This window comes from Marinobacter sp. B-21, assembly GCF_056857895.1.
Genome location: NZ_JBSXNZ010000085.1, coordinates 261,985 through 274,865 on the forward strand (window position 1 = coordinate 261,985; position 12,881 = coordinate 274,865).

The following is a 12,881-nucleotide window of genomic DNA, read 5'->3' on the forward strand; positions in this document are numbered from 1 at the left end:
AATTCATCGGCGAGGCTTGAGACGGTGGTCACGATTCCCTGTCTTCTGCGCTTTCCTCAGCCTCGATTTCCGCCTTGCGAGCCTGGATTTTCTTCATTTTCTCGTCGGAGATTTTCATGCTGTGGGCGCTGTTACGCAGTATCATCATGCTGCCCACTATCAGCGCCAGTGCGAGAAACAGAATGACCCATCCTATCATCGGCATGTGCGTGGCTCCCTGATTGATCCGGTTTCCTTTATAGTGAACCACGCGATGGCATGCCGACAACCAGATATCCGGAGACCACCAGATGTCTTTCTCCCGAATCCACGACCAGGCGATCACCCACAAGGGCGGAGCAGATGCGTTACGCGCCCTGCTGCCTCCTGTCGCCGGGCGCGACGAACTGGAGGCCAGAGGCGATGACCGCTATCTGTCCGAGCTGACCCGCTGTATCTTCAAGGCCGGATTCGTCTGGCGAGTGATCGAGAACAAGTGGCCGGATTTCGAGGTGGCGTTTGAGGGGTTTGTGCCGCTGTACTGGCAGCAGGTGCCGCCGGACGTATTGGAAGCTCTTGCCCGGGATGAGCGAGTTGTCCGGAACATGCAGAAGATCCGTACGGTGCCGGAGAACGCCCGGATGATCGTGGATGCGGCCCGGGACTACGGCAGTTTCGGACGATTTCTGGCACAGTGGCCATCGGAAGATCAGGTGGGGCTGTTGCTCTGGCTGAAGCGCAATGGGGCTCGCCTTGGCGGAAATACCGCCCAGTATTTTCTTCGCCGTGTCGGCTGGGACGGCTTTATTCTCTCCTCGGACGTGATCGCGGGCTTACGCAGGGAAGCGCTGCTGGATGCGAGTCCGGGCAGCAAAAAAGCGCTTGTTCAGGCCCAGCAGGCTTTCAACACCTGGCATCGTGAAACCGGGCTGCCCTACAGCCATTTATCCCGGATTCTGGCGTGTTCTGTTGGTGAATAACGCTGACGGCTGGCGGGCTCAAGGCTCGACAGATGCCTCAGGCAGGTTCATCGGATCCAGCCGGTAATACCCCAGCAGGGCCTTGTACACTTCCGGTTGCTCTTTCTTCAGGTGGTCCGGCTGCTGGAAAAAAGCTTCGGTCAGCACCGCGAAGAACTCGGCCGGTTCGGTTGCGCCGTAAGGATCGAGCCAGGGCTTGTGATGATGGCCCAGAGAATGCCTGAGGTCCTGGTAGGCTTCGGTCATTGTATGCTGCCAGTGCCTGGCTTGCTCGCCGCTCAGGGGTGGTGCGCCATCGGCGGTGCCGTCCAGATAATCCAGCTGGTGGGCGAATTCGTGGAGGATGACGTTGTGGCTGCTGTGCAGGTTGCCGGCAGCTTGTTCGCATTCCTTCCAGGCCAGCACGACCTGGCCCCGGCTCGACGCTTCGCCCGCCCGGATTTCGTTGCTTTCGCTGACCACCATGCCATCGCTTTCGATATTTCGCACATGGTAGGCGTCCGGGTAAACCAGAATGCTGCGGACCTCATCGAAATCCGAGTAGGAGCGGGCAAGTATCAGCAGGCAGGCGTGGCCGGCGATGGTCAGTTTCACCGTGTCATCCACTTCGAAACCATCGCAGCCATAGAATTCCTTCTCGGCAAGAAAGAGCTGTACCCGCTGTTCCAGCGCTTGCTTTAGGTGCCCGGGAAGTTTTCGGTAGAGCGGCACCTGGGATTTCAGATGCCGGCGCCAGATTTTCGGAAACGGTTCCTTAAGCTCCCACTCTCTTCGCCATGTTCGGTAAAAGAACAGGAAGAAAACCGCGGCCGCTATCAGGGCTACTGCGAAGATTGCGAATATGAGTGCTGCTGACATGCTGCTTCCAGCGACCGTTTGAATGAGCGAGCTGGTATCTTACCGAAAAATTGCAACTGCCAGCAGGTCCGCTCCGTGCTTCATGGTGTTTTTTCAGCCTGGCAATACGACGAAATAATTTTCCGTTGTTTACATTTCCATTACGCAAGGCTTCGGGTTTCAGGGTAATCTTGTGTCACATCCAAGGAATTCTGCAGTTTATGGAAAGCTTCAATACCACAGCGACCTATGAGCCGGCACGAGAGCGCCGGCCGCAGTTCTGGCGCCTGGCCATGCGATGTGCCCAGATTGCAGGTACGGTCGATGTTATCTTTTTCTTTCTTTTCCATGCCCTGGGGTCACCGATTCTTGCGTGGGTGAATGTGGTCAGCGTGGCCATGTATGCGGGCGCCTATTACGCGCTCAAATACCACAGGAATAAAATCGCAGTGGTATTGATCTGGGCGGAAGTGCTGATACATGCGGCGCTCGGCATCATCCTGATCGGTTGGGAGAGCGGTTTTCATTATTACCTGCTGATGTTCATACCGGCGATCTGCGTTTCAGCATCACGAAGGTGGGCCGTTTATGCATTGCTGGGGCTCTGGGGTTACTACATCGCGCTGGATGTATTGATGTGGTTTATCGAACCGTTACAGCCTATCAACCAGACTGCCTTGCATATCGTCCATCTGTTCAATCTGAGTGTGGTCTTTGCCATGTTCAGCTATCTTTCCTCCTATTATCTGAGGATGGTGGTGTCTGCCCAGCGCAAACTCCGGGAGATGGCAACGACGGATTCACTGACCGGGCTCTCCAACCGCCGCCACATGACTTACCTGGCTGAAAAAGCGCTGGCCCGGTTCCAGCGCAGTGGCCATCCGGTGGGTTTCCTTTTGTTGGATGTGGATCACTTCAAGTCCATCAATGATGCCTACGGCCATGAAGCCGGTGACAGGGTGCTGGTCTGCGTTGCCGATGTCATCCGAAAGGAGTTGCGGGCACAGGATCTGATCGGGCGATGGGGCGGTGAGGAGTTCCTTGCCATTCTTCCGGATACCGATACCGCAAAGGCCCAGGCGAGCGCGGAACGGGTGCGCAACGCCTTCCTGGCCAGGGATTGGCGGGCGATCACCGGAGGGGATCTGGAGGTTACGATCAGCATCGGGGTGAGCGAGCTTCGGGCCGGTGACGACCTCAGTAGCGCTGTCAGCCGGGCCGATATGGCACTTTACCGGAGCAAGGCCAGCGGCCGGAACCGGGTTGAGCTTGAGGCCGTTTGAATGACCGCCAGGGGTGAAAGCGAGGATTTGAAGGCATGTCGCACATCCGGAAAAAATCGATCAGTGGCCTGATATCAGGTGACACTTTCACTGTGACACGCACCTTTACCGAGGAAGACACCCGGGTTTTTGGTGACATCAGCCGCGACCACAATCCGGTTCATTACGATGACCGTTTTGCGGAATCGAAGAATCTCAAGGCTAAAATCTGCCACGGCCTGCTTGTCGGCGGCATGATCACAGAAGTGGGTGGGCAAATCGGGTGGTTGGCGTCCGGGATGAATTTCCGTTTCCGGAGGCCCGTCTATTTTGGTGACACCATCACCTGCGTATTCACCCTTACTGAAGTGGATGAACGGAACCGTGCCCGGGCCGAGGCGGTGCTGTCTAACCAGTATGGCGAAACGGTGATCGAAGCCTGGTTGACGGGCGTGTTGCCCGGGCCTGGGGAGCAGGCGGTTATGTCAGCGATGATTCGCGAGCAGGAATCGGTATCCCGCTAATAACCAGTTGCTCTCAGTCTTCCTCGGCATCCTTCATACGTTCCTGTCGCTCCCATTCCTCTTCCTTGGCGGCGTCGATAATCTCCATCAGTTCATCGACATCGGCAGCTGTGTCATCATGCTGGAAGCAGCCGGTGAGCTTACTGTCCGGGTGAAGGTCCCCGCATTCATAGAGCGCCCAGATCTCCTTGCCATAATCGGTGGTCAGCAGTTCCGGTGCGAAGCGGCCGAAATACCGGCGCATATTGTCGACGTCGCGCTCAAGCATCCGTTCAGCATTGTTGTTGCCAGAGGCATTTACTGCCTGGGGCAGATCAATGATGACCGGTCCGTCGGGATCGACCAGAACGTTGAACTCAGACAGATCACCATGAACAAGCCCGGCGCTCAGCATTCGGACCACCTCCCGGATAACCTGGCCGTGAAAGTCCCGGGCCTGCTCGGGAGAAAGGGTAACGTCGCCCAGCCGTGGTGCGGCCTTGCCATCTTTGTCGGCTACCAGCTCCATCAGCAGCACCCCGTCTACAAAGCCCAGTGGCTCCGGAACCCGGACGCCGGCGGCAGCCAGGCGGTAAAGGGCATCGACCTCGGCATTGAGCCAGGCATCTTCCTGCTCTTTCTGACCATATTTCGTCTTTTTGCTCATGGCCCGGGCCCGCCGGCTGTTCCGAACCTTTCGGCCTTCCTGGTATTCCACTGCCTGCTTGAAGCTTCGCTTTGAGGCTTCCTTGAATACCTTGGCGCAGCGTATCTGGTCGCCGCAACGCACTACATACACCTGAGCTTCCTTGCCGCTCATGAGCTGGTAAAGGACTTCGTCCACCATGCCATCATCAACAAGGGGTTGTAATCTTTTCGGTACTTTCATAAAACCTTTCAGACTGACAGTGAGCGTGCCGACCGTGTTCGTTGATCTGGGGCAAGGCCGGGTATGAGCAGGGCAGGGAAAATGGCCGCTACGGAGCATAGCTTACATGAAAATCTTTCTGTTAATCCTGTTGATTTTGGTTGTTGCCGTTGTGGCGGTGTTGTGGCTCTGGCGCCAGGCTGACCACAACGCTGATCGTTCTGCCATGGCGCGGTTGGCGGCGTTTCAGGCCGCCAACGCGCGTGGAAGCGGGAAATTTCTTTGGCACGGAGGCGTATTTTCCGTTTTTTGTTGCCAGGGTCAGCAGCGTTGAATTTCTTCGCGATCATGGCTCACCTGAGACAGGGCAGCATCCCGGTAAAAATGGGTGAGAAGATTGAAGCCGGTGACCCTCTGGGCGAGATGGGCAACTCCGGGAACAGCTCAGCGCACCACGAAAACCGAAATGTCACTGTGCCTGACGATGTTGGCACCATTGGAATGGAGAACGTGAAGCCTGTCTCCAATGCCAGGTGCATGTGAGGCCATTACGACCAGGTCGGCACCGGTTTCTTGAATGGCTTCGAGCAGCTTGTCATCCAGCTCAATAGCCGTATCGGCGGACTCCATGACGATGCTGTCGGTATTAATGCCGTGCAATCTTCCCTGTTCCTCAGCGAAGACGCTGAGTTTCTCCGCCAGTTCCTTCGGGTTATGGGCTGCAGCCGAGGGCGTGCTGTTGGTCACCGTCACGTAGCAGAGGGTTGCCTTGTAGTGTTTGGCGATATCGATGGAGGTGTTGAGTGCCTTTACCATTTTATCGGTATGGGCGAGGTCGACCGGAACGAGGATTTTACTGTACATGAGAGTTTTCCTTTTCCGTTTGAGGTTTCAAAGCCACTGATCCTTCACTTTAGACTGGCACCAGACACAGGTGAATGTCAAAAACCCGCAACTAAAGGCCGGGCAAACGAAAAAAGGCAGCCGGAGCTGCCTTTTTCATTACGTGTCGTCTGTTATTCACAGATCAACTCTTTATAGAGCGACTCTTTACAGAGCGACTACGTTTTCCGCCTGGGGACCTTTCTGGCCCTGGGTAACGGTGAACTCGACCTGCTGGCCTTCAGCCAGAGTCTTGAAACCGCCGCCCTGAATAGCGCTGTAGTGAACAAAAACGTCCGGGCCGCTTTCGCGAGTGATAAAGCCAAAACCTTTTGCTTCGTTGAAAAACTTAACGTTACCGGTAACTGTAGACATAATATACTTTCCTGAATTCAATCTTTTAATGTGCCGTCAGAACATCTTTGTGATGCCTGATCAGCGGTATGCGGAAACAAAAAACTGGCGTGATCAAAAACAGGACGTGCTACTTGTTACAACTCAGAGCGGTCTTATTGATGAAATGCTTTGCTAAATCTTTCCAACGAGGCCCACTGTACTCTTACTGCCGGGAAATGCAAAGCTATTTCTTGTAGGCATAAACCGGGGTGTCGGATTTTCCGGTACCGAGGCTATCCAGCCTGCGCGGCTTGGCAATGGCGAAGCCCTGAGCATAGTCCACCTGAATTTCTTTCAGGGTGTCCATGATTTCCATATCCTCGACGTATTCGGCAATCGTCTGCAGGTCCAGGAAATGACACAGTTCATTGATCGAGCGCACCATGGCGTAGTTTGTCAGGTTTGTAGCCATGTCCCGGACGAAAATGCCATCGATCTTCACGAAATCCACAGGAAGCTTCTGAAGGTAAGCATAAGAGGACAATCCGGTACCGAAGTCATCCAGGGCAAACCGGCAACTGAGGCGCTTCATCTCCCGCATGAAGTCGGAGGCAAAGTGCAGGTTGGCAACGGCTGAGGTTTCGGTCACCTCGAAGCAGAGTTTGTGGGCAAGCTCAGGGTTTGCCCTGAGGTTTGACTCGAGGCCGAGCATGAAGCTGTCATCACTCAACGACGAGCCTGACAGGTTTACGTTCAGGGTAGCGATATCGTCCAGGGTCTCCGGATTGCTGCGCATCCAGGCCATAACCTCTGAAACGACCCACAAGTCGACCCGTGTACTGCGGTGGAACTGTTCCGCTGCCTCGATGTACCCCTGAGGTGAAATCTCCTTGCCGGAGCTGTCCCGGAGCCCCAGCAAGAGCTCGTACATTTTTCCTTCGCCGGTTTCCGGGCCCAGCGGAACAATGGGCTGGGCACGAAGATAAAGACTGCCATCACGGATAGTCCGGTCAATTTCAGTCACCCATTGCGGAGTGCCAATCTGTGATGGGTCACGGGTTTCTCTGGCCAGTTCGATCCGGTTACCGCCCTGCTTCTTGGCAGCCTTGAGAGAGAGGCTCGCCTGGTTGAGGAGATCCCCGGGCGAATTTGCAGCGCCTGTTACTGGCCGGATACTGATGCTCACCGTCGCCTGATATTCCTCCGGACCATGCTGGAAAACCTGCTGCTCGAAGTTTCGCCGGATGGGTTCTGCGAAGTCCAGACAGTCTTCTGTACTGATGTCATTGATCAGCACGGCGAACTCATTGCCACTTATCCGGCCAACATGTGACTCAGGGAATCGGGACTGGCACTCATCCCGAAGTTTGCCGGCGACGTGTCGCAACAGGGTATCGCCGGCCTCTGAGCCATAGGAGGCGTTGATGACACTGAACTCGTCAATATCCAGAACGATCAGGGCCCCACTACCGTCCTTGGTAAAGGATGGAGGCGTGTTGATCAGCCGCGATACCTGTTTCTCAAAATCATGACGATGCATGCAGCCGGTCAGTGCATCATGGGTGGCCTGAAAATTCAGCTTCCGATAGACGTCTTCAACAATGCTGAAAAGGCTTTGATCAAGGAACGGGATGTCGCCGCCCTCAACCAGCCAGGCTTCCCCCCCGGCAAGTTTCTGAACAAACTCCGGGAACCCGTAACTGACTTCAGTCATGCCTTTGGGCGAGAGGAAGACAAATCTGAGTGAGTCCTCTCCTCCCCACACGAGGCGCATTCGGCGTGTCTCGCCGCTGTCGAGCCAGATTTCGACCCAGTCGCCAACCGAAATACCCTTCGCCCTTGAGACCCATCGACTGTCTTCGAGCTCCGGGGGTATGGTCACGGGCGCCTCATCCGCCTCGCCGTATTCCTCCACCCAGAGGGTATCTGCCTCCACCTGGCCCTGAAGAGTTCCGGATAACTCGTCTATGACCGGGCGGATTCGGGAGACGTCACCGGCCATTTTAAGCTCGCGTTCAATGAACTGCAGCATGACGCTGCTCTCAAGCTCTCTCTCAAACGCCAGCTCACCGGAAGTGCCGGCAGGAGACAGCCACGCGTGCAGTTGTGCCACCACGTCAAACAGTTCTTCGCAGTGGCGGCTTTCCGGCCCTTCCCGAAGAATTGTGAGAACAATCAGCTGTTCCCAGCCGGCCTGAAGAAGACGGATCAGAATCTTCGGAACCTGTTTCCCGCCCAGGAGCGCGTTCAGTCGTTGCCGGGCATCCTTACGTGTCCTGCGCAGGTGCTCCTTCCCCTCCAGGGTTTTGGCCAGTCGTTCCGAGTTCCGGATAAATGACTGATCCTGGCGCTCTACAAGTCGCCTGAGTCGCTGGCCAAGACTTTCCAGCAGGTCGGGATTCGATGACTCGATCTGTGTGAGTTCTTTGACGATATCGGCAACCGTCGCTTCAAGTTTCTTGCTTGACGCCCTTTCGGCAAGACAGATATGCATCAGGTTGTTGATGATGTCCCGGGCCGGATGGTCGTCTGCATTCAGGAAATCCGGTGTTTCTATGAGTGTTTCAAACACCGGTAACCGCAGTTGTTGCAGTTGATGGCGAAGCGAACCCGAAAGCTCTTCGTGAGTCTTCAGCGGTGCAAACAAACGGTCGACCAGATTGGCCTTCTCCACGGCCGTGCGATCCAGCGAGCTCGGATGTCGGGTTGTCCTCCAGCGCCATCAACTGGAACAGGGAGCGTCCGGCTGATGGCGTCTCCGTTGCTGTTCGCTCAGGTATGTCGGTTTCCGGATGATGGCCGGGTGTGTCCTCGTTGTTTTCCGCCGTCAAACCTGTGTCATTTGAAGCGTATTCCCTCAGCGACCAGTTTGCCGGCAATTCGGTGAGGTCGAGAGCTTCCAGCCCCGCCCGCCGGAAGTCATTGATCATGGACCGGACTGCGGCGGGCCAGACCCTGGCGAGTGCGCTCTCCCAGGCCCGGTAAATGGTGACGCGGTGCTCCCGCGCGATGCCCAGATGATCGACCATATATTGCAGGCAGGCGCACAGCGCCCTGGGCGTCAACGGGTTATTGTCATCGTTGACGTCCTGCCGGAAGATCTGGTTCAGAAACTGGTTAAGCAGGAAGGTCGCGCCGGTGTTTGCCTTGCTGACACCGGTAGCAACAGCCTGCAAATCGAGCCAGTCTTCGAATTCATGCTGTTGCAGCAGATGAAGCTCTTTTGTGTTGGCCCGGGTCATTGACCGCCTTCCTGAGCAGTGAAAGTTGAATCGGTTTTCAGTCTAGCCCTTGGGGCAGTGTAATTTGATCTTCACCAAACGCAAAGTGAATCCACAAAAGCGACACACCTAAAGCCGGAAAGCGCCCTGAATCCACGACCGCATTATAGACTCTTTCTGACTCTCAGCATCAGATCCTTGCCGAGGGTATAGCTTGCAAAGTCCCTGGCGAGATACAGGTTTCCCTGGTAGAGGCCGGTCACATTGCGTGATCTGGTGGGTGTTCCGGCGGAGGTTCCGGGGAAGGAGAATTCCATACCAGGCCTTTTCGGGTTAACTTGTGGTTTTTATGCTCGCCATAATACGAAATTTACATAAGGAGTGCTGTCTTGTCTGAGTTGTCCAGTTACGAGAGTTTTTCGATCGAGGTTAAAGGCTTCATTGGCCATGTCCAGTTCAGCCGCCCCGAGGCCCTGAACACCATGAACAAGGCGTTCTGGCTTGAGTTACCCCGCTGCATGCAGGAGATCGAAGCCAACACAGACGCCCGTGTGATCGTCATCTCCTCCACCGGCAAGCACTTCTCCGCCGGCATGGATCTGGGTGTGTTCAGCGACCCCAAAGCCGTACCCATGAATGGCGACCCCGGCCGGATGGCGGAAAACCTGCGCAGGGTGGTGCTGCAGCTGCAGGACACCCTGACTTCCCTGGAGAAAATACGTCTTCCCGTGCTGGCGGCCATCCACGGTGGCTGTATTGGCGGTGCCCTTGATCTGGTTTGTGCCGCTGACAGCCGGTACTGCACGGAAGATGCCTACTTCACCATCAAGGAAACCGGGCTGGGCATGACAGCCGATGTCGGCACTCTCCAGCGCCTGCCAAAACTGATGCCGGAAGGCGTGGTTCGCGAACTGGCCTACACCGGGCGCAGGTTTTCCGCCAGTGAGGCGCGGAATCTGGGCTTCGTGAATTCCGTCTACGCCGACCAGGAAACCATGCTCACGGCAGTTTTGGATATTGCCGGGCAGATCGCCGCCAATTCACCCCTGGCTGTCACCGGCTGCAAGGAAATGCTCAACTACAGCCGTGACCACAGCGTGGAAGACAGCCTGAAGTACATGGCCACCTGGCAGGCGGGCATGTTCCGGCCGACGGATATGAAGAAATCCTTCCAGGCCAAGGTCCAGAAGCAGGCGCCGCAGTACGACGCCCTGTTTCCGGTGAAGCCATTGTTCGAGCAGTAAATGGCACTGGGAAAACGGCGCAAATCCAGTATTTCCTCCAATGCCGCCCTGTTATTCCAGGGTGGTATCGGTGTGCTGGGGTTGATTGCCATTCTGGTTTTCGGGATTCCGGTGCTGCTCCTTGGTCCGGGCCTGTGGCCGAGCATTTTCTACGGGGCTTTCGGCGCGGCCGGTACCTATGCCGTGTTGCTACTGCTTACGCGGGTGCCAGGGCTGTTTCCGGAGAACCTCGAACGCCAGATGCAGGGGTTGTATGAGTTTGCATCCCGCTATTCCCCGGCTGTGCTGATTCTGCTGTCCCTGCTGGCCGGTATTGGCGAGGAGCTGCTGTTCCGGGGCGCAATCCAGGGCTGGCTGATGGCGCACACCGGTGCAGTGACCTCGGTTCTGGCGGCATCGGTGTTATTCGGGCTGGCGCACTATATATCGTTCACCTATTTTCTGGTTGCAACCGGCCTGGGGCTGATACTGGGTGCGGCCTATGTGTTTTCCGAGAGCCTGGCACTGGTGATGATCTGGCACGCCGTCTACGACATGATTGCCCTGTTTTGCCTGCTCCGGTTTCCGCGCTGGTTTGGCGTTACCATCGTGGACCCCGGCCGGAACTGCCATCACGAGTGATCGACATCCTCCCCACCAGCACTTTCAAAGCTGGCCCGCATCCGTTTGGTCAGCACAATCCGTTTTCGCAGCATGCCGATCTGTCGGGCGATTAATCCGTGGTCTTCTTCGGTGTCCATTTGCCTGAGTTGGCGGATCAGCGCGAGTCGAAAGTTCCAGCCGTTTGCAGGGCCTTTGTCAGGCGGTCTATTACGCCGCCGCCGTGGCGCCAGAAGTGCCAGTATAGCTGCACTTCCAGGGTTTGTTCCGGGGCGATGCTCACCAGTCGCCCCGCATCAATTTCCGGGCGCGCCTGCATCTCCGGAATCATCCCGTAGCCCGTGCCGGCCAGTGCCAGTTTTACAAAACCTTCCGAGGAAGGGCAAAGGTGATGGGGAAAGGTACCGTGATACCCGCACTGGGCCAGGAACCTGTGTTGCAGTTGGTCGTTAGGTCCGAAGACGATTGCCGGGGCATTCTTCAGGCTGGTTTCGGTCAGGCCTTTCCCAAAATACCGCTGAACATAGTCCGGGGTTGCCAGTGGCATGTAAGTCATGGTGCCGATCGGTACACAGCGGGCGCCGGCAACCGGTTGAGGGCTACTACAGACGCAGGCAGCCACATCACCTTCGCGCATCCGGCGCAGGCCAATGTCCTGGTCCTCGACCACCAGATCCAGCAGCAGGGCTTCATCGGCGCAGAAATTGCCCACGGCAGCTGCCCACCAGGTTGCCAGGCTGTCTGCATTCAGTGCAATGCGCAGCCGCGCAGCGGGTTCGGAGAGTGCCGGGATGGATTTTGTGAGGTCTCTTTCCAGGAGCTGCACCTGCTGAACATGGTTAAGCAGGCGTTGTCCGGCCGGGGTGGCCTTGAGCACCGGGCTGCGCACCAAGACCGGTTGCCCGAGCCGGATCTCCAGGGTGCGGATCCGTTGGGAGATAGCGGACTGGCTCAGCCCGAGAGCCAGGCCGGCTCGCTCGAATCCTCCACATTCAATAACCGTCGCCAGCGCTTCCAAAAGCTTGTAATCAATCATAAGTAAAACTGATGCAGTATTATGAATATGAATTTCCAGTATAGAGGTAAACCGGTAACCTTGCGCTATCGATAGGGGAGAAACCAACGTGTTCGAGAGTTACCTGACTGGATTGATTGTCTGCGGCGGCATTATCGTTGCCATCGGAGCGCAGAACGCCTATCTGCTGAGCCAGGCAATCCGCAGGGAGCACCATTGGTGGTCGGCGGGGCTGTGCATGGTGGCCGATGTCACCCTGTTTACCCTGGGTATGTTCGGCATCAGTGCGGCGTTGATGGCAATGCCAGAGGCGTTGGAAATCCTGCGCTGGCTGGGGGTGGCGTTCCTTGGCTGGCTGGCCATCCAGGCATTTGCTCGTGCCGGCCGGGGCAGGGTAGCCCTTGAGGCCGGGGAGGTAACAAAGCGCAGTCTGAAAGCCGTAGTGTTTACCACGCTGGCAGTCACCCTACTGAATCCCCAGGTGTATCTCGACACCTTGCTGCTAATCCCGGCAGTGGGTGCCCAGCAGGAGGATGCCACCACCTTTGTGGCCGGCGCCAGCAGTGCCTCCATCCTCTGGTTCGGTCTGCTGGCCTGGAGCGGGTCGGCGCTGGCGCCAGTGCTTTCACGTCCCGTAGCCTGGCGGATTATCGATGGCGTTATTGGCTTGATGATGGCCAGTATCGCGCTGCATCTTGCAGTTGGTGGTGCGCTGTAGGATTGGAATTTTCCGAAGCGAATCCCGGAAAGGGCCGTCTGGATTAGTCGAAACGCCGTGCCTGAGTGAGTCGGCCCTTCCAGTAGTAGCCGCTGATCGAGGATTGGGTAACACCGACCGAGGTGGAGGCGTGGATAAATCGGTCCCCACCCATGTAGATGCCGGCGTGCTGTTCCTTGCCGCCGATACGGAAAAACACCACATCACCGGGTTTGATTTCGCCGGGATGAACTACGTCACCGCTGGCCAGCATTTGTGAGGTGGTTCGGGGTAACTGTTTGCCAAGGCCTTCCTGATAAGCGGTGAGAATGAACCCGGAGCAATCGAAGCCGTCGGAAGTGGTACCGCCATACTCATAGGGCACTCCCTTCCCACTGTATTATTCGAACGCGAATATGTCAGGTTACGGTTCGTGTGATTTTGTTGATACGGCGTG

General features: G+C 56.5%; 17 protein-coding genes. 7 read left to right on the top strand and 10 right to left on the bottom strand.

The window, feature by feature from the left end; all coding sequences use genetic code 11:
- Positions 1-28: 28 nt before the first annotated feature.
- Entirely contained in the window at positions 29-205 is a 177-nt protein-coding gene (locus AC13C0_RS16195; RefSeq protein WP_117619853.1) for a DUF2897 family protein, read from the bottom strand.
- A gap of 85 nt (positions 206-290) precedes the next feature.
- Between AC13C0_RS16195 and AC13C0_RS16200 the strand changes: the two genes are divergently transcribed.
- Positions 291-959: a DNA-3-methyladenine glycosylase I gene (locus AC13C0_RS16200; protein ID WP_117619854.1), complete on the top strand. Its 669-nt coding sequence runs from the start codon at positions 291-293 to the stop codon at positions 957-959.
- Positions 960-977: 18 nt separating this feature from the next.
- On the opposite strand, the gene AC13C0_RS16205 is transcribed toward AC13C0_RS16200, so the two are convergent.
- Positions 978-1,817 carry a M90 family metallopeptidase gene (locus AC13C0_RS16205; RefSeq protein ID WP_341581466.1) on the bottom strand — a complete coding sequence of 280 codons (840 nt, stop codon included), beginning with the start codon at positions 1,815-1,817 and terminating at the stop codon, positions 978-980.
- A 200-nt stretch (positions 1,818-2,017) separates the two neighbouring features.
- On the opposite strand from AC13C0_RS16205, the gene AC13C0_RS16210 reads away from it, so the two are divergent.
- Together AC13C0_RS16210 and AC13C0_RS16215 are read left to right on the top strand one after the other, a co-directional pair.
- Positions 2,018-3,079, top strand: coding sequence for a GGDEF domain-containing protein (locus AC13C0_RS16210; RefSeq protein WP_341581467.1), 1,062 nt, complete (start codon positions 2,018-2,020; stop codon positions 3,077-3,079).
- Positions 3,080-3,171: 92 nt separating this feature from the next.
- Positions 3,172-3,582: a MaoC family dehydratase gene (locus AC13C0_RS16215; RefSeq protein ID WP_319922340.1), complete on the top strand. Its 411-nt coding sequence runs from the start codon at positions 3,172-3,174 to the stop codon at positions 3,580-3,582.
- Between the two features lie 13 nt (positions 3,583-3,595).
- On the opposite strand, the gene AC13C0_RS16220 is transcribed toward AC13C0_RS16215, so the two are convergent.
- Entirely contained in the window at positions 3,596-4,450 is an 855-nt protein-coding gene (locus AC13C0_RS16220) for a PA4780 family RIO1-like protein kinase (RefSeq protein WP_341581468.1), read from the bottom strand.
- A 106-nt stretch (positions 4,451-4,556) separates the two neighbouring features.
- Between AC13C0_RS16220 and AC13C0_RS16225 the strand changes: the two genes are divergently transcribed.
- Complete coding sequence (locus AC13C0_RS16225; protein WP_341581469.1) at positions 4,557-4,763, top strand: hypothetical protein; 207 nt, start codon at positions 4,557-4,559, stop codon at positions 4,761-4,763.
- A 110-nt stretch (positions 4,764-4,873) separates the two neighbouring features.
- On the opposite strand, the gene AC13C0_RS16230 is transcribed toward AC13C0_RS16225, so the two are convergent.
- From AC13C0_RS16230 to AC13C0_RS16250, 5 genes are all read right to left on the bottom strand, one after another.
- A complete protein-coding gene (locus AC13C0_RS16230; protein WP_117619860.1) occupies positions 4,874-5,293 on the bottom strand; it encodes a universal stress protein in 420 nt (139 codons plus the stop codon).
- 186 nt (positions 5,294-5,479) lie between these two features.
- Positions 5,480-5,686: a cold-shock protein gene (locus tag AC13C0_RS16235; RefSeq protein ID WP_008176018.1), complete on the bottom strand. Its 207-nt coding sequence runs from the start codon at positions 5,684-5,686 to the stop codon at positions 5,480-5,482.
- Between the two features lie 205 nt (positions 5,687-5,891).
- Positions 5,892-8,321 (bottom strand): DUF1631 family protein, encoded by a 2,430-nt coding sequence (locus tag AC13C0_RS16240; protein WP_341581470.1) that lies wholly within the window; start codon positions 8,319-8,321, stop codon positions 5,892-5,894.
- Positions 8,212-8,889: a DUF1631 family protein gene (locus AC13C0_RS16245; protein ID WP_341581471.1), complete on the bottom strand. Its 678-nt coding sequence runs from the start codon at positions 8,887-8,889 to the stop codon at positions 8,212-8,214. The genes AC13C0_RS16240 and AC13C0_RS16245 overlap by 110 nt, the downstream gene beginning before the upstream one ends.
- Before the next feature lie 143 nt (positions 8,890-9,032).
- Positions 9,033-9,185, bottom strand: a complete 153-nt coding sequence (locus tag AC13C0_RS16250) for a hypothetical protein (protein WP_482954668.1) — start codon at positions 9,183-9,185, stop codon at positions 9,033-9,035.
- A 72-nt stretch (positions 9,186-9,257) separates the two neighbouring features.
- On the opposite strand from AC13C0_RS16250, the gene AC13C0_RS16255 reads away from it, so the two are divergent.
- Both AC13C0_RS16255 and AC13C0_RS16260 read left to right on the top strand, forming a co-directional pair.
- Positions 9,258-10,112, top strand: a complete 855-nt coding sequence (locus AC13C0_RS16255) for a crotonase/enoyl-CoA hydratase family protein (protein WP_341581472.1) — start codon at positions 9,258-9,260, stop codon at positions 10,110-10,112.
- The gene (locus tag AC13C0_RS16260; RefSeq protein WP_341581473.1) at positions 10,113-10,733 is read left to right on the top strand and encodes a CPBP family intramembrane glutamic endopeptidase; all 621 of its coding nucleotides are present in this window, start codon (positions 10,113-10,115) and stop codon (positions 10,731-10,733) included.
- Between the two features lie 136 nt (positions 10,734-10,869).
- Here the strand turns inward: AC13C0_RS16260 and AC13C0_RS16265 are convergent, their stop codons facing one another.
- Entirely contained in the window at positions 10,870-11,748 is an 879-nt protein-coding gene (locus AC13C0_RS16265; RefSeq protein ID WP_117619862.1) for a LysR family transcriptional regulator ArgP, read from the bottom strand.
- 88 nt (positions 11,749-11,836) lie between these two features.
- On the opposite strand from AC13C0_RS16265, the gene AC13C0_RS16270 reads away from it, so the two are divergent.
- Entirely contained in the window at positions 11,837-12,445 is a 609-nt protein-coding gene (locus AC13C0_RS16270) for a LysE/ArgO family amino acid transporter (RefSeq protein WP_341581474.1), read from the top strand.
- Between the two features lie 43 nt (positions 12,446-12,488).
- Here the strand turns inward: AC13C0_RS16270 and AC13C0_RS16275 are convergent, their stop codons facing one another.
- Positions 12,489-12,809, bottom strand: coding sequence for a C40 family peptidase (locus tag AC13C0_RS16275; RefSeq protein WP_341581475.1), 321 nt, complete (start codon positions 12,807-12,809; stop codon positions 12,489-12,491).
- Between the last annotated feature and the right edge of the window lie 72 nt (positions 12,810-12,881).